The 20,162-nt window shown below is 37.7% G+C and carries 20 protein-coding genes and 1 riboswitch; of the genes, 13 read left to right on the forward strand and 7 right to left on the reverse strand.

What is annotated here, in order from left to right:
- Positions 1 to 63: 63 nt before the first annotated feature.
- Positions 64 to 1,050, reverse strand: coding sequence for a S8 family peptidase (locus tag NST66_RS02675; RefSeq protein ID WP_080754379.1), 987 nt, complete (start codon positions 1,048 to 1,050; stop codon positions 64 to 66).
- Positions 1,051 to 1,404: 354 nt separating this feature from the next.
- On the opposite strand from NST66_RS02675, the gene folP reads away from it, so the two are divergent.
- Both folP and NST66_RS02685 read left to right on the forward strand, forming a co-directional pair.
- Positions 1,405 to 2,253 (forward strand): dihydropteroate synthase, encoded by an 849-nt coding sequence (gene folP, locus NST66_RS02680; RefSeq protein WP_080974224.1) that lies wholly within the window; start codon positions 1,405 to 1,407, stop codon positions 2,251 to 2,253.
- Between the two features lie 283 nt (positions 2,254 to 2,536).
- Complete coding sequence (locus NST66_RS02685) at positions 2,537 to 2,731, forward strand: hypothetical protein (protein ID WP_013055532.1); 195 nt, start codon at positions 2,537 to 2,539, stop codon at positions 2,729 to 2,731.
- Positions 2,732 to 3,010: 279 nt separating this feature from the next.
- Here NST66_RS02685 and liaG read toward each other — a convergent pair whose 3' ends face one another.
- The gene (gene liaG, locus NST66_RS02690) at positions 3,011 to 3,880 is read right to left on the reverse strand and encodes a LiaG family protein (RefSeq protein ID WP_049162967.1); all 870 of its coding nucleotides are present in this window, start codon (positions 3,878 to 3,880) and stop codon (positions 3,011 to 3,013) included.
- Between the two features lie 389 nt (positions 3,881 to 4,269).
- Positions 4,270 to 4,371: riboswitch (purine riboswitch) on the forward strand.
- A gap of 138 nt (positions 4,372 to 4,509) precedes the next feature.
- Between liaG and NST66_RS02695 the strand changes: the two genes are divergently transcribed.
- From NST66_RS02695 to bioA, 5 genes are all read left to right on the forward strand, one after another.
- Positions 4,510 to 5,703: a NupC/NupG family nucleoside CNT transporter gene (locus NST66_RS02695; RefSeq protein WP_028412102.1), complete on the forward strand. Its 1,194-nt coding sequence runs from the start codon at positions 4,510 to 4,512 to the stop codon at positions 5,701 to 5,703.
- Positions 5,704 to 6,017: 314 nt separating this feature from the next.
- Positions 6,018 to 7,454: an amino acid permease gene (locus tag NST66_RS02700; RefSeq protein WP_013055535.1), complete on the forward strand. Its 1,437-nt coding sequence runs from the start codon at positions 6,018 to 6,020 to the stop codon at positions 7,452 to 7,454.
- Between the two features lie 137 nt (positions 7,455 to 7,591).
- Positions 7,592 to 8,155 carry a biotin transporter BioY gene (locus tag NST66_RS02705; RefSeq protein WP_033578115.1) on the forward strand — a complete coding sequence of 188 codons (564 nt, stop codon included), beginning with the start codon at positions 7,592 to 7,594 and terminating at the stop codon, positions 8,153 to 8,155.
- A 31-nt stretch (positions 8,156 to 8,186) separates the two neighbouring features.
- Complete coding sequence (bioD, locus tag NST66_RS02710) at positions 8,187 to 8,909, forward strand: dethiobiotin synthase (protein WP_033578116.1); 723 nt, start codon at positions 8,187 to 8,189, stop codon at positions 8,907 to 8,909.
- Complete coding sequence (bioA, locus tag NST66_RS02715) at positions 8,890 to 10,263, forward strand: adenosylmethionine--8-amino-7-oxononanoate transaminase (protein WP_028412105.1); 1,374 nt, start codon at positions 8,890 to 8,892, stop codon at positions 10,261 to 10,263. The genes bioD and bioA overlap by 20 nt, the downstream gene beginning before the upstream one ends.
- 79 nt (positions 10,264 to 10,342) lie before the next feature.
- On the opposite strand, the gene NST66_RS02720 is transcribed toward bioA, so the two are convergent.
- Positions 10,343 to 10,525: a YolD-like family protein gene (locus NST66_RS02720; protein ID WP_013081858.1), complete on the reverse strand. Its 183-nt coding sequence runs from the start codon at positions 10,523 to 10,525 to the stop codon at positions 10,343 to 10,345.
- A gap of 376 nt (positions 10,526 to 10,901) precedes the next feature.
- On the opposite strand from NST66_RS02720, the gene NST66_RS02725 reads away from it, so the two are divergent.
- Together NST66_RS02725 and NST66_RS02730 are read left to right on the forward strand one after the other, a co-directional pair.
- Positions 10,902 to 11,567, forward strand: a complete 666-nt coding sequence (locus NST66_RS02725) for a TerC family protein (protein ID WP_028412106.1) — start codon at positions 10,902 to 10,904, stop codon at positions 11,565 to 11,567.
- A 130-nt stretch (positions 11,568 to 11,697) separates the two neighbouring features.
- Positions 11,698 to 11,835: a hypothetical protein gene (locus NST66_RS02730; RefSeq protein ID WP_165802478.1), complete on the forward strand. Its 138-nt coding sequence runs from the start codon at positions 11,698 to 11,700 to the stop codon at positions 11,833 to 11,835.
- Between the two features lie 74 nt (positions 11,836 to 11,909).
- On the opposite strand, the gene NST66_RS02735 is transcribed toward NST66_RS02730, so the two are convergent.
- Both NST66_RS02735 and NST66_RS02740 read right to left on the reverse strand, forming a co-directional pair.
- The gene (locus NST66_RS02735) at positions 11,910 to 13,178 is read right to left on the reverse strand and encodes a dicarboxylate/amino acid:cation symporter (RefSeq protein ID WP_013055541.1); all 1,269 of its coding nucleotides are present in this window, start codon (positions 13,176 to 13,178) and stop codon (positions 11,910 to 11,912) included.
- Between the two features lie 145 nt (positions 13,179 to 13,323).
- Complete coding sequence (locus NST66_RS02740) at positions 13,324 to 14,382, reverse strand: DctP family TRAP transporter solute-binding subunit (protein ID WP_033578117.1); 1,059 nt, start codon at positions 14,380 to 14,382, stop codon at positions 13,324 to 13,326.
- A 108-nt stretch (positions 14,383 to 14,490) separates the two neighbouring features.
- Here NST66_RS02740 and NST66_RS02745 point away from each other — a divergent pair, with 108 nt between their 5' ends.
- The 4 genes from NST66_RS02745 to gdh all read left to right on the forward strand — a co-directional run bounded on the left by NST66_RS02745 (position 14,491) and on the right by gdh (position 18,641).
- Positions 14,491 to 16,059: an ATP-binding protein gene (locus NST66_RS02745; protein ID WP_034269535.1), complete on the forward strand. Its 1,569-nt coding sequence runs from the start codon at positions 14,491 to 14,493 to the stop codon at positions 16,057 to 16,059.
- 12 nt (positions 16,060 to 16,071) lie between these two features.
- Positions 16,072 to 16,758, forward strand: coding sequence for a response regulator (locus tag NST66_RS02750; protein ID WP_340843048.1), 687 nt, complete (start codon positions 16,072 to 16,074; stop codon positions 16,756 to 16,758).
- Between the two features lie 219 nt (positions 16,759 to 16,977).
- Entirely contained in the window at positions 16,978 to 17,838 is an 861-nt protein-coding gene (locus NST66_RS02755; protein ID WP_028412111.1) for a RhaT/GlcU family sugar-proton symporter, read from the forward strand.
- A 17-nt stretch (positions 17,839 to 17,855) separates the two neighbouring features.
- Positions 17,856 to 18,641 (forward strand): glucose 1-dehydrogenase, encoded by a 786-nt coding sequence (gene gdh, locus NST66_RS02760; RefSeq protein WP_033578120.1) that lies wholly within the window; start codon positions 17,856 to 17,858, stop codon positions 18,639 to 18,641.
- Positions 18,642 to 18,673: 32 nt separating this feature from the next.
- Here gdh and NST66_RS02765 read toward each other — a convergent pair whose 3' ends face one another.
- Together NST66_RS02765 and NST66_RS02770 are read right to left on the reverse strand one after the other, a co-directional pair.
- Positions 18,674 to 19,252, reverse strand: a complete 579-nt coding sequence (locus tag NST66_RS02765) for a ferric reductase-like transmembrane domain-containing protein (RefSeq protein WP_033578121.1) — start codon at positions 19,250 to 19,252, stop codon at positions 18,674 to 18,676.
- Positions 19,227 to 20,150, reverse strand: coding sequence for an FAD:protein FMN transferase (locus NST66_RS02770; RefSeq protein ID WP_328157079.1), 924 nt, complete (start codon positions 20,148 to 20,150; stop codon positions 19,227 to 19,229). Before NST66_RS02770 ends, NST66_RS02765 begins: the two co-directional genes overlap by 26 nt.
- Positions 20,151 to 20,162: the final 12 nt, after the last annotated feature.

Genomic DNA, 20,162 nt, shown 5'->3' on the forward strand with positions numbered 1-20,162 from the left:
GCGTTCGCATGTCTTTATTTCAATTTAACAAGAACCAAGAAGATTTCTCGTTTTTCTTATTTATTACTTACTAGGGTTGATACGGGCTACGTTAATAATATCATGTATTTTCTCTACCAAATCGAGCATGAGAAATCCGTTTCCTTCAGAGCTTTTTCGATATCCAAGAGGAAGCGTCCTTCTTACAAGTTGAGCATAGATTTCGGCTTCGATTAGAGAGCGGCCAAATTCCTTCTCACATAAGTTAATTAATAAAGCTAAAGCTCCTGCCACGTGAGGAGTTGCCATTGAAGTTCCTGAAAGAGTCGCATATTTACCTTCTAAAAAAGTAGAGATGATGTTAACTCCCGGTGCCACTAAATCCACTTCTTCATTGACGTTGGTAAAAGGAGCCAAGCTTAAGCTGTTGTCCACTGCTCCTACTTGAATGACTTCGTTGTAACTTCCTGGATATGAATATTCAAAAGTTTCTTCGCGATCATCACCTTCATTTCCAGCCGCAACAACGACAGAAACATCTTTATTCACAGCATTTTGAACAGCTTCGTGCAGTTCTGGAACGTCTTGTGGTCCCCCGAGTGACATGGAAATAACTCGTGCTCGCTCATTGTTAGGACCTCGCCATTCGACGGCGTAGTTAATAGCGTCAATAATCCATTCGTAATTTCCCGATCCTTCACCGGTAAGTACTTTTAAGCTTAGGATTTTTGCTTTGGGTGCCACCCCTACTACCCCTTCATTATTGAGCGCAGCAGCAATGGTACCAGACACGTGAGTGCCGTGCCCATTATTATCTTCAAATACAGAAGAATCTCCGTCATAATCCGAAGTGAAGTTTCTTCCTCCGATAATACAATCTTTTAAGTCAGGATGATTTGTGTCAACACCAGTGTCGATAACTGCAATTACAATGCCTTCTCCTTGATTGCTTTGTTCCCAAATAGCAGGTGCTTGAATTAAGCTTACTCCTTTAGGCGTTTCGTTTGTTGAGTCGATAATCGACTCAATTGTATAAGGAATTAATTTGACTTGTAACGGTTGTTGAGTCATAGTCATCCTCCTTAAAATGAATTCCATAAAAAATGGAAGTTACTTAATTATAAATTCCCAACTATTGCTATAAATTAAACGCTTTTAATGCGAATCCTTTCTTTTTGAATAAAAAGACTCACAAAAGATGTGAGAAGAGGAAAAAAGACCCTGAAGACAAGCCCGATAGAGATTTTTAATGTTATCTGTGTATTCACTTTTAATGTTTATCTCACACTATAGAAGAAAGAAACTCCAAGAAAAATCACATAGGACTGGTGACTTTTGATATAATTACGAACGGTATGACATTCTCAAAATACATGATATTTATAAATATATATTAATTTGCAAATTACGAAGGGGCTGAGGATAGTGTCAACTTTAACGTCTCAATCCGTCATTAAATGCGGAAAGTATGAGCTGAATTATGCGGATCGTACGCTTATTATGGGGATTTTAAACGTAAACCCGGATTCATTTTCAGACGGCGGAAAATACTACGATGTAGATAAAGCAGTTGCTCATGCTGAGGAAATGGTAAAGCAAGGAGCAGATATCATTGATATCGGAGGAGAATCAACTCGTCCTGGTTATACAAGAATTAGCGATGAAGAAGAGATTAAACGGATTGTGCCCGTTATTTCTGAAGTGGCTAAGCGCGTAGAGGTGCCGATTTCCGTAGATACATACAAATCGGAAGTGGCCAAACATGCGCTAGAAGCAGGAGCACATATTATTAATGATATATGGGGTGCAAAAGCCGATCCTAAAATGGCTCAAGTTGCAGCTGATTATAATGTGCCCATTATTTTAATGCACAACCGTCATGAGCCCAACTATACAAATCTGATTACAGATATGATAAGTGATTTAAAAGAAAGCATCTCCATTGCAAAAGCTGCCGGAGTTCGCGACGATCAAATTATTTTAGATCCAGGCGTTGGCTTTGGAAAAACGGCTGCCGATAATGTAGAAGCAATTCAGCATTTAGATCAGCTGACGAATATGGGTTATCCGGTGCTGCTTGCTACTTCTCGTAAAGGATTTATTGGACAAATAGTGGATGCTCCTCCTACGGAAAGAATGGAAGGAACCGCAGCTACTGTATATGCTGGGATTGCACAAGGCGTTCAAATAGTTCGTGTTCATGATGTATTAGAAATCAAGCGCTTTGTAAAGATGGCAGATGTACTGGTAGGAAAACATGTCTTTCAGTTTTAATGATCATCAAGATAACTGCATTAAAGTCATTTTAAAACCTTAAAATGTCATGTCTATTAGGCAAAGATTCCTGAGCAGTAAAGCTCGGGAATTTTTTATGTATGTAAAGTGGTGGAGGAAAATAATGCACGATTGGATGGTTGATTTTACATAATTTAGCTTTATGATAGAAAGAGAAGATATAGCGCTTTCATATTCTAATTAAATTGTGCTGCTTAAAATGAAATAAATAACATCTTGGTATTTAGTCTTATTCAATCACCGAAATATGGAGGAGAGAAGAATGAAATTAGCATTGCTTCTTGTCATTATTATCGGCGTTGCTGCCCTTGCAGGTACGATCAGTGCTGCAAAGAAAGTAGATGAAGATTACGGGAAATCGAAAAAGAAAAGTATAGTGAATTTATCTATTATTTACGGAGTTGTATTCATAGGATCAATCGTAGGAGTAGCATGGTATATTGCAGTGAGACCATAAATAAAGAGGTTGAGATATAACTAAATGAACCGAATCTAAAGACGAACAAATGAGATACATGAGTTGGACTGCTTATTACACCGCAGTTGATTTCCGTGCAAGGCTTCGCTTTCCGCGGGCGGACGCTGAGCCTCCTCGTCGCTTGCCCTCCAATCAACTACTAGAAAAAACGAAACAGATAAAACGATGTTCACCACAACAAAAAACGAACCATTAATCAAATATGTTGATTAATGGTTCGTTTTGCAATTGAGTTAAAATACTTTTGTCCTAGCCTCTTTATTTTGATTCCAAGGTTAATTCTCCGCTTGAAACAGCTATATCGATAGGGTATTTTCCATTTCCGTATTTTCCTTTTAATACATTCTCTGTTATCGTTGCATTGTTTAACTTAAAATTGTTGTTAATGTCACCGCTGCTTACTTTTCCATTCACTTTAAAACCAACGCTTTTCGGAAGAACCAGCACGGCATCTCCGGATCCTACATCTACAGAAACGGCCTCTTCTAGCTTTTTAAAATCCATATAGAGATCACCAGATCCAATGCGCGCCTGAAGTTTTCCTTGATAGTTTGTTCCTTTAATTTCCCCAGAGCCTACAGCAAATTTAGCCGTTTGGCTTTCAACATTACTCAGCTGTAAATCTCCAGAATTAACATCCGTACGAAGAGAGGTGCTCATCAAGTTTGAAATGCTTGCATTTCCAGAACCTACTTTAATCGAAACATCTTTCAGCTGAAGCGCTTGTTCAGGGTGTGTAGCAATTTGAAGGTCCCCCGAACCTACGTTAAGCGCAAGGTTATGGTGATAATCTTTAGGAATGTAGATTGTTACTTTTGTGTTTGAAAAAATAGAAAGCCATTGAAAGGGACTTTTTTGATACGCGACAACTAGGGTGTCTCCATTTTGCTTTACATCTACTTGTCCTTTACCTTCTACTTTTGTTTTAATATCTTGACGATCTTGCGGAACGACCGTTGTACTAATGCTTGGAGAGTCGATTTGAATACGCTGAATATCACTTGATAATGCCGCTTCAGACTTGGACGTCTTGAATGAACTTAACGACCAGGAGGAAGGCGCAAACGCAGTAGAAAAGAGGACTGCCGTACCACCTATCACTAAAATAAAAGCCAATATTTTTTTCACGTTATAACCCGCTTTCTACCTATAATTAAATTTGTTTTCTTCTACCATAAAGTGTAAAATGAAAACCGGTTAATTTCAACGAACAGCAGGATTATTTTTTTCTACGTCTCAAGTCGTAAAAATGAAATGTTTTTTGTGAGGAGTTAAATGAAAAGCGAAGTAGAGATTTAAACATACTCATCAAAGAATTAATTTCTTTATTTCAAAAACAGGAAAATAATTGAGTTAAAAGAATGATTAAATTCACTTTTTTTGTGTGATTTTCCGATGAGTAGTTCAAAAGAAGTGATAAATAAATAGAATTTTCATACCAATTTTATTATTCCGAAAAACTTTTAAAGTGTTGATTATTGAAAAAATAAAGGGTAGAATTTGTTCATATCAATTGAATACAGCTAAGATTACGATCTTGTATATTATCAGTAATATGGTCTGATAGTCTCTACCTAGTAACCGTAAAAAACTAGACTACAAGAAAGTTTGGATATAAGCAGCAAAAAGAAGGGCGTATTATCATAGATACAGCCTTCTTTCAAAGCTCTTACTTTTCATACTTTCTGTTATTGTCAGAATTTATGAAAAGTAAGAGCTTTTTTTGTTTTTCAAATACACACCTGGGAGTGGCTTGCATGTACTTTTTATTAAATTTATTAGGCGTTTTTGTAGTAATGGGCGTCGTCTTCTTATGTTCTCCTAAAAAGAAAGAAATAAAGTGGCGTCCGATTGCTTCACTATTAGTCGTTGAAGTTCTCATTACTTGGTTTATGTTAGGAACTTCAATCGGAACATGGATCATTAATAAGATTGCTTCGTTCTTTACTTGGCTGATTTCCTGTGCCAACGATGGAATTGCCTTTGCGTTTCCATCCGTAATGGGAAATCAAACGGTTGACTTTTTCTTCAGTGCATTACTGCCTATCATCTTTGTCGTGACTTTCTTTGATATTTTATCTTACTTTGGTATTTTAACGTGGATTATTGATAAAGTAGGCTGGGTCATTTCGAAAGTTTCTCGCTTGCCTAAATTAGAAAGCTTTTTCGCTATCCAAATGATGTTCTTAGGAAATACGGAAGCATTAGCCGTTATTCGTAATCAGCTTTCTGTGTTAAAGGACAACCGTTTGCTTACGTTTGGAATTATGAGTATGAGCAGTATTAGCGGATCTATTATCGGTGCTTATTTAACGATGGTTCCCGCTACGTACGTGTTTACCGCAATTCCACTAAACTGTTTAAACGCGCTTATTTTAGTGAGCTTATTGAATCCAGTTCATGTTACAAAAGAAGAAGATATGATTTACGTACCGCCAAAGTCAGAGAAAAAAGACTTTTTCTCTACCATTTCAAACAGTATGTTAGTCGGAATGAACATGGTAATTGTTATTTTAGCGATGGTTATTGGATATGTAGCTCTTACATCTGCGCTTAACGGTATTTTAGGCGTTATTGTAGACGGCTTGACTGTACAAAAGATTTTCTCTTACATCTTTAGTCCATTTGCATTCTTACTAGGGCTAACGGGACATGATGCCATGTACGTAGCTCAGCTGATGGGTATCAAGCTAGCAACAAATGAATTCGTGGCGATGATGGATTTGAAGAAAAATCTAGATACACTTCCACCGCATACGATTGCAGTTGCTACAACATTCTTAACATCTTTTGCTAACTTCAGTACGGTGGGTATGATTTATGGTACGTATAATTCTACGTTATCAGAAGGTAAATCAACGATTATTGGAAAAAACGTATGGAAACTGCTTGTGAGCGGTATCGCTGTTTCTTTATTAAGTGCTATGATTGTTGGATTGTTTGTTTGGTAAAAAGTGAAAAAGCTGTGCTTTCGTCTTCGAAAGCACAGCTTTTTTCTTGTTGTATCATCTATTCATTTGAAGAAAAACGCTTATGAATATCAACAGTAAAAGGAAATCACACTATTCAAGAAAAATTCATTTTACTTTTGCAGAAAAACATTTTAAATCTAGTGAGCATTATGTTAAGATTACAAAAGGCTGTTTCATTTAAATTGAGAACACCGCATAAATATGTAAGTAAATATGCATAGAAAACAAAGGTTTATTAATTTTTTTCTAGGTAATATCTCGTAATAAATAGGTTGAAAGGAAATGTCGTTAATATGATAGAAGGACAACAGCAAACAAATGAATTAAAAAAGACGATGAAAAGCAGACATTTGTTTATGATTTCGCTCGGCGGGGTTATCGGTACAGGTTTCTTTTTAGGAACAGGATACACGATTAGCCAAGCAGGGGCGATTGGAGCTATCCTTTCGTTTATCGTAGGTGGCTTCATTATGTACTTAACAATGCTTTGCTTAGGGGAACTTGCAGTAGCAATGCCAGTTTCTGGTTCGTTTCAGACATATACAACAAAATTTATTGGCCCTGGCGTTGGTTTTGCTTTTGGATGGTTATATTGGTTGGGCTGGGCTGTAACGGTTGCATTAGAATTTTTGTCAGCAGGTCAGCTTATGCAAAGATGGTTTCCTGATTCTCCTGTATGGATCTGGTGTGCTATATTTGCGCTTTTATTATTTTCATTAAATGCACTGTCAGCTAAAGCGTTTGGTGAAGCGGAGTTTTGGTTCGCCAGCATTAAAGTGTTAGCTATTATTTTATTTATCGTACTTGGTGGAGCTGCTATGTTTGGTTTTCTTCCATTAAGCAATGGAGACAGCGCGCCGCTTTTCTCTAACTATACGGCTCACGGCGTGTTCCCTCACGGAATTAGTGCCGTGCTGATTACGATGATTACAGTTAACTTCTCATTTCAAGGTACGGAGCTTATCGGTGTAGCTGCTGGGGAAAGTGAAAACCCAGACAAGACTGTACCAAGAGCCATTAAACAAACGGTATGGAGAACGCTTGTATTTTTTGTACTAGCTGTAGCTGTCTTAGCGGGGATGATTCCGCTTGAAAAAGCAGGCGTAGTTGAAAGTCCATTTGTTGTTGTATTTGACCAAATTGGTATCCCATACGCAGCGGACATTATGAACTTTGTTATCCTAACGGCACTGTTATCTGTAGCTAACTCAGGTCTTTATGCAGCAACGCGTATGCTGTATTCATTGTCAAAAGATAACATGGCAAGTTCAGCTTTCATGAAAGTAAATAAACGCGGTGTGCCGATGAACGCCTTGCTTTTAACATTAGGCATTGCACTTTTATCTTTGCTTTCAGGATTCTTTGCTCAAGAAACAGTATTTGTATGGCTTATTTCTGCAGCGGGTTTAGGTGCACAAATTGGCTGGATTACAATCGCTGCATCACTGCTTGCATTTAGAAAAAGATATATAAATCAAGGAGGGCAAATCGAGGATTTAAAATTCAAAGTCCCTCTTTACCCGGTATTACCTTTAATCGCATTAGTATTAAATACGATTGTACTTGGAAGCATGGCATTTGATGCAGAGCAGCGAATGGCACTGTATGTCGGTATTCCACTAGCGCTGCTGTTTTATGCTTATTATCATGCACGTGTAAAAAAGAAAGTTGATTTATCTATCAGTCGTCAAGAAGTGCAGCTTAAAGACGACAAAAAGGTAATTTTATAAAAATCAAAAAGACGCAAAAGCCCAGGTTTTTGCGTCTTTTTTTATATTTTATTTGTAAACTTAAATTAAAATTAAGTTGACAAATAAAAAGAGATTATTGCAAACTTAAAGCAGCGAACAGAGAAAGGAGGGTGAACATGAAAACGAGAACAATGGCGTATGTTTCTTTATTTGCTGCTTTAACGGCGATTGGTGCATTTATAAAAATTCCTATTCCCTACATACCGTTTACTCTTCAAATTGTTCCTGTCTATTTAGCCGGGGCGCTGTTAGGACCGCGTTTAGGTTTGTATAGTCAGCTATGCTACATAGGTATTGGGTTAATCGGTGTTCCGGTTTTTGCAGAAGGAGGAGGTTTAGGGTATATCTTCAAACCAACGTTTGGCTATTTAATTGGCTATGCTGCAGGGTCATTTATGAACGGCTACCTTATTCAAAAATATGACTTAAAGAAACCTTTTTCTATCTTTTTAGCCAACTTATCTACATTGGTTATTGTGTACGTATTCGGGTGCGTTTGGCTTTACGGAGCAATGAAATGGATAATTGAAAAGCCACTTTCACTGAGTGATACACTTCTTTTTGGAGCTGTTTTGCCAATGCCTGGAGATCTTTTATTGTGCATTTTATGTTCAGTGCTGATTCACCGAATGAAGCCTCAATTTAGCCGTTTATCATCAAAGCGGGCTAAAGCGGGGTAATGAAGACATAGAAAAAAGAGGAGGAAAGAAAGTGGGCAAAGCGTATTTTATTACGGGAACTGGAACAGATATTGGTAAAACGCTGGTGACAAGCATTTTGTATAAAGTACTTAGCCGTCTAGGAATAAAAACGACAATTTGCAAACCGTTTCAAACCGGCTACCAAGATGAAATCGGAGGTTATCCAGATATTCACTGGTTTGAAACAAGGCTCGGAGTAGCAAATACAGGTATTTATCAGTTAAAGCCAGAGACGTCTCCTCACTTGGCTATTAAACTGAGCAATAGGCAAGTAGAGCCTTCAATCGTCTTAAAGCGCATTAATGAATTAAAAAAGGCATTTGACGTAGTACTCGTGGAAGGAGCGGGAGGACTTGCCGTACCTTTAATTGAAGAGGAAACAACGTTTTATATGACAAAAGATTTGATCCTAGATGCACAAATGCCGGTTATTGCTGTTGGAACAACGGAATTAGGAGCTATTCACGATGCGCTTTCTACCTTTTCATATGCAAGTGAGCATCATCTTAAAATCAACGGACTCATTTTTAATCGTTTTAATCACAGCAGTATCATTCATAAAGACAATGTTCGAACGATTGAAAAGCTGCTTCAAGTCTCTTCTTTAATGACTGTACCTGTATTTACTCATATCGATGAAGAGTTAGAAGCATATATTGAGAAATTGGTGAGGCAAAAAAGTGTGATTCAACATATTCAGGAGGTGTTTGACTGTGTCGTATCAAAAAGCTGAGCTGGAAAAATGGGATAAAGAATATGTATGGCATCCCTTTACACAAATGAAAGCTTACCGTGAATCGAATCCCCTTATCATTGAAAGAGGAGAGGGAAGCTATTTGTATGACGTAGCGGGAAACAAATATTTAGATGGATACGCTTCTCTATGGGTGAACGTGCATGGACATAATGATCCGGAATTAAATACAGCTTTACATATACAAGTGGAGAAATTAGCGCATTCTACACTGCTTGGATCGGCAAACGTTCCATCCATTTTGTTAGCTAAAAAGCTAGCGGAAATTACTCCTGGCAGCTTATCGAAAGTATTCTATTCTGATACAGGCTCTGCCGCTGTTGAAATTGCGTTGAAAATTGCCTATCAATATTGGCAAAATCTCGACTCTGCAAAGTACAAAAACAAAAGTAAATTTATCTCATTGAATGAGGCATATCACGGAGATACAATCGGGGCAGTCAGTGTAGGAGGCATGGATTTATTTCATCGCATCTTTAAGCCTTTACTGTTTGAACGCATTCCCACACCTTCTCCTTACATCTACCGTATGGACGGGTTCGAAACCGAAGAGCAAGCTTCAGCTTACTGTATTCACCAGCTGGAGAAGCTCTTGCAGAACAACGGAGAAGAAGTAGCCGGCTTGATTATTGAACCGCTTGTGCAAGGAGCAGCGGGTATTATTACTCATCCTCCCGGTTTTTTAAAACAAGTAGAGCGTCTGTGCAAAGCGTACGGGGTATTGCTCATTTGTGATGAAGTAGCTGTCGGATTCGGGCGAACAGGAACGATGTTTGCATGTGAACAAGAAGACGTAGTACCAGACATTATGTGTGTAGGAAAAGGGATCACAGGAGGATATATGCCGCTTGCTGCTACGTTAACAAGCGAACAGATATTTAATGCTTTTTTAGCTCATCCAGATGAAAATAAAACGTTCTTTCATGGACATACGTATACGGGAAATCAATTGGCCTGTACAGTAGCGCTTAGAAATATTGAACTGATAGAAGAAAGAGAGTTAATCCGTAGTGTAAAAGAAAGGTCGAAAGTTTTTAAACGTTATCTATTAAAGCTTTATGAACTGCCTAACGTGGGAGACATTAGACAAAGAGGATTAATGGCAGGAATCGAGGTTGTCAAAGACCGCCAAACAAAGTCTATTTTTGAAGATAAAAAAGTGATGGGAGATATTATTTTAGCGGCTCGCCAAAAAGGTTTAATTATCAGAGAGCTAGGTCCTGTAATTACGATGATGCCTATTCTTTCAATGACGGACGAAGAATTAAAAACAATGGTTGAAATTGTATATGAATCAATTAAAGAAGTAATCGCACGCTATACAGTGAGTTAAATAAAAAGAGACTATGACAGAAATATTTTATTTAATTGAAAAAAGATCCGAACGATTCATTGTTCGGATCTTTTTTCAATTAATAAATGTTTTTAATACTTGATAGTCGCAGTGATCGCACATGCTGATTTTCATCTTTTAATAGAAGAGTTTGTTCGAGCAAGTTTAAGTTTTGAATATAACCTTTGACCGTTTGAACAAAACCGTTGTTTTGATAGTTAATAGTTAGTAATTTATTCGTTTTTAATGCTTTTAAAATCATACCTGTTTTCTCCCTTCTTATATCGCAGTTGACGAAAAACTACAAAATAATGAAGAAGCATTGGAGGCTTGTATTATTTATAAAAATTACTCTATTTTTTATAAATGCTCTCCTGCTACTAATAGTAGAGAATGATGGTGAAAAACAGATGAAAGATAAAGAATAAGGTTTGATTTATTGTAATGAACTGACTTTTCCTTTACAAATACCTATTTCAAATTTCTTTTTAGTGATAAAATACTGTTAGTGAAATAACTACTTCTTTTCATTAAAGGGTAAGAACGGGTTATATTGATAGAGTTTTAGTTCTCTATTTCTAGTAATGAAATAAGAGATAGAGAAATAGACTAATAAAAATCAATCAAGGAGTTTTTGTATGGATCAGAGTTTTATTTTAAATCTTTTAGAAATTTTACTCATTAACATTGTACTAAGTGGCGATAACGCAGTCGTGATTGCTTTAGCTTGTCGGAATCTTCCGGACGAGCATCGAAACAAAGCGGTTGTTTTCGGTACATTAGGAGCGGTTGTATTACGTGTAGGGCTAACGTTTGTCGCTGTATATTTATTAACAATCCCATTTTTAAATTTCATCGGAGGCCTGCTGCTTCTATGGATTGCGATTAGTCTTTTAAAAGGGGAAGATGACGGAGATATTAAAGCGAATTCAACTCTAGCAGGTGCTATTAAAACAATTATTATAGCGGATCTTGTTATGAGTTTAGATAACGTAGTAGCGGTTGCGGGTGCGGCCAACGGCAGTATTCTACTCATTATCCTTGGTCTTGTTATCAGCATTCCGTTAATCATTTGGGGAAGTCAGCTTTTAATGAAAATCATGGAAAAATTCCCGATTATCATCATTGCCGGAGCAGCGCTTCTTGGCTATACTGCTGGTGAAATGATCTTTAAAGACAAAGCGGTAGGACATGTATTAGAAGGGTTAAATCCGCATTTGCATACAATTGTTCCTATTTTGTTAGCTATTTTAGTTGTTGTTGTTGGGAAACTTAGCGGACGTTCTAAAAAAGAAACGCATTAATCCTAAAAAAGAGGCTGGGACAAAAGTATTTAAGATGAAATGAAAAACGAACCACTAATCAATTTTGATTGGTGGTTCGTTTTTTTGTTGTGGTGAACGTAGGCTTCATTTGTTTAGATCCTTCTAGCAGTTGATTGGAGGACAAGGCGAAGACTCCTGCGGGAAAAGCGGAACAGATGAGACCCCGCAGGAGCGTACGCGACGAGGAGGCTCATCGGCCGCCCGCGGAAAGCGAAGTCTTGTACGGAAATCAACTGCGGTGTCATAAGCGGTTCAGCTCATGTATCCCATTTATTCGTCTTTAGATTGGATTCATTTGGCTATGTCTCAACTTCTTTTTTATTATTTAGCTAATGGAGGTGCGGAATTAACGTCTTGTATCGTCTCTACAGGAGGATGAAATTCATTTTCCATTTTCGATACAACTACAGTTGCTACACCATTTCCAATTAAGTTTGTAATGGCACGAGCTTCCGACATGAAGCGGTCTACCCCGATTAACAGCGCGATTCCTTCAACTGGAATCATTGGGAATGCAGCAAGCGTAGCTGCTAGTGTAATAAATCCAGAGCCAGTGACTCCGGCCGCTCCTTTAGACGTTAGCATTAAAATACCAAGTAGCGTAATCTCTTGCATTAACGACAGGTCGACTCCATACGCTTGAGCGATAAAGATAGCAGCCATGGATAAGTAGATTGCTGTTCCATCTAGGTTAAATGAGTAACCAGTTGGAATGACAAGTCCTACTACAGATTTTGAACATCCGTACTTCTCCATTTTGTCCATCATTTTTGGCAGTGCAGATTCCGAAGAAGACGTACCTAATACAAGTAGAATTTCTTCTTTAATAAAAGCAATGAATTTAAAAATATTAAATCCATAAATCTTAGCAATGGTTCCAAGTACAAATACAATAAATAAGAACATAGTAATGTAAACAGATCCCATTAAGAAACCGAGTTTTTGAAGAGAGCCTATTCCAAAGTTACCGATCGTATAAGCCATCGCTCCGAACGCCGCAATAGGTGAAAGTTTCATAATCATATTAACAATGCCAAAGAAAATATCTGTACAGCGTTCAAAGAATGTAATGACAGGAGCCGCTTTTTCGCCGAGTGTAGCTGTAGCCATTCCAAATAGTACGGCAAAGAATAAGATTGGCAATAATTCACCATTTGCCATTGCGCCAAATACGCTGTCTGGAATAATTCCCATGATAAACTCCATAAAGCCATGCTCCGCTTCAGCTGCTTGCTGCGTATATTGAGTAACATCAGCTCCGCTTGCGCCATTGATATTAAAGCCAGCCCCAGGCTTGATAAAGTTTACAACGATAATTCCAATTGCTAAGGCAAAAGTAGTGACAATCTCAAAGTATAAAAGAGCTTTACCTCCAATTCGTCCCACTTTCTTTAAATCTCCCATGCTTCCGATACCGATGACCACTGTTAAGAAAATAATTGGGGCAATCACCATCTTAATTAATTTAATGAAGATATCAGCCAATACTTTTAATTTAGCTCCAAATTCAGGAAACATAAAGCCAATTGCAATACCAAGAAGGATACCAATGACAACTTGAACAGTTAGGTTTTTAAAACTTAATTTCATATGTAATGCTCCTTTCGAGAATTTTTTTGTTAACGCTTACATTATTCTTATCCTTATATTAACTGATAATTTTAACTATTTATATTTCTGGTGATAATGTTCTTTTTGGTCATTTTGGTCAAAAAAAGTGATGAACATATAGTCATCACTTTTTGCTTTCGATATTTTTTATTTGCTGAATGATATCAAGCGTTTGTTTTGTTGCATTGGCTTCAAACGATTGATAAAGAGAGTTAAACTGCTTTTTCCATTCGGCTTTCTGTGTATCATTTAAGTAATAAACGCGCATGCCAGATTTATTTTTTATTTGCTGCAGCTGTTCATCGTTCATCATTTTTGATTGAGTCCAAATCCAGTTCGTTGTTTCTACCATGGCATCACTTAATAGTTGTTTTACATCTTCAGGGAGGCTGTCCCAATATTTTTGATCCATTAAAACAGCATAGCCCAAGTATCCATGGTTGCTGATGGTCATATATTTTTGCAGCTCGTACAAACGTTTTGAATAAATATTAGAAATCGTATTTTCCTGTCCATCAAATTCCTGTCGTTCAAGGGATTGATATACTTTATTAAACGAGACAGCCTGAGGCTTAGCGCCAAGAAGTTCGAATTGTTTTTTGATTACTTCACTTGGCATAATGCGAAATGTTTGACCTTGAAAATCTGCTGGATGGAGCAAAGGTTTTGTATTGCTGGTCATTTGTTTAAAGCCGTTGCTCCATAAAGCAAGCCCTTTAATGTTTTTCTCTTGCAGCGTACTCAACAAATCCTGTCCGATTTTCCCGGTAAACACTTGTTTTGCCTCGCTGTAATCATCGAAAATGAAGGGGAGATCAAAAAGTTGCCACGTAGGGGAAAGGTCGGTTAGCTTTGAAATAGAAGGCGCAATCATTTGTACATCGTTTCGGCGCAGAGCGGCAAGTTCTTCGTCGTCTGAATACAACACACCGTTTGAATATACTTCAATTTTAACTTTACCATCCGATTTTTGATTAACGATTTCAGCGAATTTTTGAGCGGCTAAGCCTTTTGGAGTGTTCTCAGCTACAACGTGGCTAAAATTAATCACAATTTGCTTATTTAATCCTTTTTGCTCATCGTCATGATACACATTATCCTGATTTATAACCGTATACTGCAAAAAAACATAGATCATCAAGAAAACGCTAACAATGATACTTGCCCCTATAAACATCTTCAAAATGTCCAACCCCGCGATTCAATAATTTTTCTCTACAAATATTCTAACACGCAATTTCTCAACGTGGTAAAATTAAAATAAACTTCAATCAGCAGTAGGTGTTCCGCTATGATGCGCTTATCGATGCAAACGAAAATGACGGGGTTAATCTTTTTTATCGTGGTCTTTTCGTTGTTTTTAGCAAGTATTGTCGTGATTAATAATTTTGTGCAGTCAAAAGAAAATGATTTAGAGCAAAGGGCTTTGATCACTTCGAGAACAGTTGCTGAAATGCCTGAAATTCGAGAAAAAATTGAAAAAGATAGCAAGAACATTAATCAAATTGTAGAGCCGATTCGCATTATTCACGGTGCTTATTATGTAGTGGTGATGAATATGAATCACGAACGTTTGTCTCATCCTTTGCAAAGCATGATTGGGAAAATTTCTAAAGGAGAGGACGAGGGCCAGGCGTTTGCAGAACATACTTATACTGATAAAGCAAAAGGAGAAGGCGGGATGGTCATTCGTTCTTTTGTTCCCGTTGTAAACGATCAGCATGAACAAGTAGGAGTCGTTGTCTCAGGCTACCTTCTTCCGAAATTTACAGAGGTTATTTTAAGTTTGAAAAAAGAAATTTTTCTCATCTCAGGTCTCGCTCTTTTTTTTGGAGGATGGGGAGCGTGGGCGCTTGCATCTCGTATTAAAAAAGAGATGTTTGAGCTTGAGCCTCATGAAATTGCTCGTTTGTTTGTAGAACGAACGGAGACTTTTAATGCCATGCATGAAGGAGTCATTGCCATTGATAAAGAGGAGAACATCACTATTTTTAATCATAAAGCGAAAATTATGATGGATGTACCTGATGAGGTAATTGGGAAAAAGATCTATGATGTGATTCCAGATACAAGACTGCCAGAAATTCTGCAGCTTAATCAGCCTGTTTATAATCGAGAGCTTCAAGTTCGCAATTTAAATATTTTAAGCAATCGTGTGCCGATTAAGGTTAATAATCACACAGTCGGTGCGGTCGCTATTTTTCAAGACAGAACAGAAGTTAAAAAATTAGCTGAAGAGTTAACAGGGGTTAAATCATTTGTAAGCGCTCTTAGAGTTCAAAACCATGAATACATGAATAAACTTCATACCATTGCAGGGCTTATCCAACTTGGAAATAAAGACAAGGCTCTTCAGTACGTTTTTCAAGTGTCTGAACAGCAAGAAGAGCTCACCCAATTTCTTCATAAACATATTAAAGATGAAAGTATATCGGGATTGCTGTTAAGCAAAGTCAGCCGTGCCAAAGAACTTGGAATTGAGTTAGCTATCGATCGCCACAGCGAGCTTCACTCATTTCCTCCTTACTTAGATCATCATGATTTTGTAATTATTATTGGTAACTTAATTGAGAATGCTTTTGATTCGTATCAGCATATGGAGCGTCGTGAACGGAAGATCTATATAAGTATGGAACAAAGTGACGGCATTCTTTCTATATTAGTTGAAGATAACGGATGCGGCATGAATAAGAATCAAATAGAGAGAATCTTTGATGAAGGTTTTTCAACTAAAGCAAAGGAAAATAGAGGAATTGGTTTGCATTTAGTAAAACAAATTGTTGAAAAAGGAAACGGTCAGATCGAAGTAGAGTCAGAATTAGATGTTGGAACCACTTTTATCATTACATTCTTTTTATAGGGGGAGTGGGAAATGAATAAAAAAGAATGGACAGTGCTTCTCATAGAAGATGATCCTATGGTACAAGAAGTGAACCGCCAATTTATTGAACAAGTTGAAGGGTTCATCGTTATCGGGGCAGCTTCGAATGGTTTAGAGGGTATACAGCTCATTAAACAGCATCAGCCTGATTTAACAATCATTGATATGTATATGCCTAGTCAAGATGGCTTAACCACCTTACAGCAAATTCGAGCAAATGGCTATAAAACAGACGTGATAGCAGTTACGGCTGCAAGTGATATTGAAACGGTACGGAAAGTTCTTCAATACGGCGCGGTGGATTATATTATGAAGCCGTTCAAGTTTGAGCGAATGAAGCAAGCGCTTGAACAGTATCGTTCTTTTCAAGTTAAAATAAGTAAAAAAGAACATATTACTCAGTCTGAATTAGATTCTATGCTGTTTCAACAATTCGAAGAAAAACCCGATTTGCTTCCAAAAGGGCTAAATGCGGTTACGTTAAGGAGGATACAACAATATCTTGCCGAACAAAATCATCCGATTTCTGCTGAAGAAGTGGCGGACGGCGTAGGAATTGCGCGTGTTACAGCAAGAAGGTATTTAGAGTTTTTAGAACAGGAAAACGAGCTGAAATTATCAGTTGAATACGGCAGAGTGGGGAGACCTATTAATCGCTATATGTTAAAAATAAATTAAATCATACAGAACAGCTTTTATTTGGAAAAGCTGTTTTTTTGCGTTAGAAAGTATATCTTTTTCTCTCCTAGAACAAATTAAGGTATACAGTTTTCGCTATCCAAAGAATATTTCGTGCGGTCATTAATTCATAAAATGTCCCTGAAAAAGGATTAATGGCGGAAAAATTGGGGAATATGCACTTTGACATTTAATTTTAGCACAGGAAGGTTTTGAAACATGGACATATTTTTAGCCGTCTTACCAGCCATATTTTGGGGAAGCATTGTGCTTTTCAATGTGAAATTAGGCGGAGGACCTTATAGTCAAACGCTTGGAACCACATTGGGAGCTTTGATTTTCTCCATCGGTATTTATATTTTTGTACACCCTACGCTTACACCTTTAATCTTTGGTGTTGGAGTTGTATCCGGGTTATTTTGGGCAGTTGGACAAAGTAATCAGCTGAAAAGTATTGATTTAATTGGAGTTTCTAAAACGATGCCTATTTCAACGGGGCTTCAGTTAGTTTCCACTTCATTATTTGGAGTAATTGTGTTTCACGAGTGGTCTACAAAAACTTCAATCATTCTTGGTGTGCTCGCTCTTATCTTTATTATTGTAGGGATTGTTTTAGCATCACTTCAAAGCAAAGAAGAGAAAGAGGCTGAAGAAGGAAAAGGAAACTTCAAAAAAGGAATTGTTATTTTATTAATTTCAACCGTTGGTTATTTAGTTTATGTTGTAGTAGCCCGTCTATTTAATGTAGACGGATGGTCGGCTTTATTACCTCAAGCAATTGGTATGGTTATTGGAGGAGTATTGCTGACGTTTAAGCATAAGCCATTTAATAAATATGCAATTCGCAACATTATCCCAGGTCTTATTTGGGCCGCTGGTAATATGTTTTTATTCATCTCACAACCTAAAGTAGGCGTAGCGACAAGCTTTTCGCTTTCCCAAATGGGAATCGTCATTTCAACATTAGGCGGGATCATTATTTTAGGTGAGAAGAAAACGAAGCGTCAGCTGATTGGGATTATTATTGGAATTATACTGATCATCATAGCAGGAGTCATGTTAGGGCTCGCCAAAAGCTAACTAGGAGGGTATTAACAATGTATAAAGATTTAGAAGGAAAAGTAGTGGTCATAACAGGTTCATCTACAGGTTTGGGAAAATCAATGGCGATTCGTTTTGCGACAGAAAAAGCTAAAGTAGTTGTGAATTATCGTTCTAAGGAAGACGAAGCTAACAGCGTTTTAGAAGAAATTAAAAAAGTTGGCGGAGAGGCTATTGCCGTTAAAGGTGACGTAACAGTTGAGTCTGATGTAATCAATTTAGTTCAATCTGCAATTAAAGAATTTGGAAAGTTAGACGTTATGATTAATAACGCAGGACTAGAAAATCCGGTTTCATCTCATGAAATGTCTTTAAGCGATTGGAATAAAGTAATTGATACGAACTTAACGGGAGCTTTCTTAGGTAGCCGTGAAGCGATTAAATATTTTGTTGAAAATGATATTAAGGGAACAGTTATTAACATGTCGAGTGTTCACGAGAAAATTCCTTGGCCATTATTTGTTCATTATGCAGCAAGTAAAGGCGGTATGAAGCTTATGACTGAAACACTGGCATTAGAATACGCTCCAAAAGGTATTCGTGTAAATAACATTGGACCGGGAGCGATTAATACACCGATTAACGCTGAGAAATTTGCTGATCCTGAGCAGCGTGCAGATGTAGAAAGCATGATTCCAATGGGATACATCGGAGAGCCGGAAGAAATTGCAGCAGTTGCTGCATGGCTAGCTTCTTCAGAGGCGAGTTATGTAACAGGAATTACGCTCTTTGCTGACGGCGGTATGACACAGTACCCATCATTCCAAGCAGGACGCGGATAAGAAAAAACGCACTCTATGATAGAGTGCGTTTTTTAGTTTTCCTGAGCTTTTTTTTGGTTCTTAGGAGCTGACTGGTGTTGAATGCGCAAGAAAAGCAAGATTAAAACGATAACGCCAGTGATGCTGTACATCCCAAGAATAAGGGGCTGCTGTGTATCTGTTCCGGAAGTAATGCCGTGATACAGTGCTAGCAAATAGCCTGGAAAAGCAAGAAAATGAATGGCTTTCCAGGCTTTTCTCCCAAGCTGTTTTATAAAGTCGGATGTAATAATTAGTACCAATAAAATGTAGAGTGAAATAGTACCAAGACCTGTGCTAATCGGTTTGTAATCGGAAGTGAACGGAATTAAAATGTCAGAAAGTGAAAAATGAACAGATTGATCAAATGATAAAACAAGTCCGTGAATCATGCCAAACAATAACCCAAACCACCCTGATGATTGATGGACCAGCAAAAGCTGTTTTTTTCGTTTTGGTTTAAAAAACGAAAAGCTGTGAGAAATGCCAGCGGCAACCGATACAAACATTAGTAAATAAGAAGTTAAGCCGGCTGCCCGAATGGTGTTCCATACGGGAAAATGAGCACTAAATTGCGCGAGGAGAGTAGCCATAATGGTATACCTGACCTTTCACATGTTTTTCGATTAGTACGTTGCCTTCTTTTGTAACCGCAATTACTTCTAAAGAAGGGTGATGCATTTTAGCTAACCTTAATCCAGCGTCCCAGCCGAGAATAAGTATGCACTTTGCATAGACTTCAGAAATGGTTAAGTCTTCTGAAACGACCGTTACTTGCAGAAGCTCTGATGAACTAGGCTTGCTGATTCTGCCGTCAATAATATGATGGTGAGTGTGTCCGTTCACTTTCCACGAACGCTTGCCTACACTGCTTGTGGCAATACCGCTGTTGCTTTTTACTTTAATGGTCGTGAGATTTTTTGATGCATCAAATGGATGAGAGAGAGAAATGGACCAGTGCTTGCTAGCGGGCCCCCACGTTACAATATCTCCGCCTCCATCGATTGCTCCAAGTGAAGTTCCTTTTTTCTTTAATTGATTCGCCATTTGCTGAATGCTCCAACCTTTTGCGATTCCTCCTAAATCCAGACCGATATTAGAAGCAAGCTGAATACTTCTCATTCCTTTATGAATCATAATAGGGTTAACAGCATCAAAAGCTGCTACTTCTTGAGGTAGCTGATTGTTAGGCAGTTGTTCAAAGCTTTGGTCATATCCTAGAGTTTGAATAGAATGATACAGAAATGGGTTGAAAATTCCGTTTGTCTCATTGTAATAGTAATAGGCTGCTTTTACAGCTTCATACAGCATTTTTGACGGTAGAAATAATCTTCCGTTCAGCGAATTAAGCTGTGAAAGCTCGCTTGTTGGAAGAAAGCGGCTTAGGGTTTCTTCTACAAGATAACACCAGCTCTCTACTTTTTGGCTGACAGGTGTTTCAAGCTGATATACATTAAATGTGGTATTCATCGCTTTAAATGAGTAGTTCATTTCATCACATCC

This window comes from Priestia sp. FSL W8-0524 (assembly GCF_038005965.1).
GTDB lineage: Bacteria > Bacillota > Bacilli > Bacillales > Bacillaceae_H > Priestia > Priestia zanthoxyli.

What these genes read in the sequence shown, in the direction of transcription:
- NST66_RS02685 (WP_013055532.1), top strand. Translation starts at nt 2,537, where the DNA reads ATGAAATTAGCATTGCTTCTTGTCATTATTATCGGCGTTGCTGCCCTT.
- NST66_RS02750 (WP_340843048.1), top strand. Translation starts at nt 16,072, where the DNA reads ATGAATAAAAAAGAATGGACAGTGCTTCTCATAGAAGATGATCCTATG.
- NST66_RS02735 (WP_013055541.1), bottom strand. Translation starts at nt 13,178, where the DNA reads ATGAAATTAAGTTTTAAAAACCTAACTGTTCAAGTTGTCATTGGTATC.
- NST66_RS02755 (WP_028412111.1), top strand. Translation starts at nt 16,978, where the DNA reads ATGGACATATTTTTAGCCGTCTTACCAGCCATATTTTGGGGAAGCATT.
- NST66_RS02705 (WP_033578115.1), top strand. Translation starts at nt 7,592, where the DNA reads ATGAAAACGAGAACAATGGCGTATGTTTCTTTATTTGCTGCTTTAACG.
- NST66_RS02765 (WP_033578121.1), bottom strand. Translation starts at nt 19,252, where the DNA reads ATGGCTACTCTCCTCGCGCAATTTAGTGCTCATTTTCCCGTATGGAAC.
- NST66_RS02675 (WP_080754379.1), bottom strand. Translation starts at nt 1,050, where the DNA reads ATGACTCAACAACCGTTACAAGTCAAATTAATTCCTTATACAATTGAG.
- NST66_RS02725 (WP_028412106.1), top strand. Translation starts at nt 10,902, where the DNA reads ATGGATCAGAGTTTTATTTTAAATCTTTTAGAAATTTTACTCATTAAC.
- NST66_RS02700 (WP_013055535.1), top strand. Translation starts at nt 6,018, where the DNA reads ATGATAGAAGGACAACAGCAAACAAATGAATTAAAAAAGACGATGAAA.
- NST66_RS02770 (WP_328157079.1), bottom strand. Translation starts at nt 20,150, where the DNA reads ATGAACTACTCATTTAAAGCGATGAATACCACATTTAATGTATATCAG.
- NST66_RS02745 (WP_034269535.1), top strand. Translation starts at nt 14,491, where the DNA reads ATGATGCGCTTATCGATGCAAACGAAAATGACGGGGTTAATCTTTTTT.
- gdh (WP_033578120.1), top strand. Translation starts at nt 17,856, where the DNA reads ATGTATAAAGATTTAGAAGGAAAAGTAGTGGTCATAACAGGTTCATCT.
- NST66_RS02695 (WP_028412102.1), top strand. Translation starts at nt 4,510, where the DNA reads ATGTACTTTTTATTAAATTTATTAGGCGTTTTTGTAGTAATGGGCGTC.
- NST66_RS02720 (WP_013081858.1), bottom strand. Translation starts at nt 10,525, where the DNA reads ATGATTTTAAAAGCATTAAAAACGAATAAATTACTAACTATTAACTAT.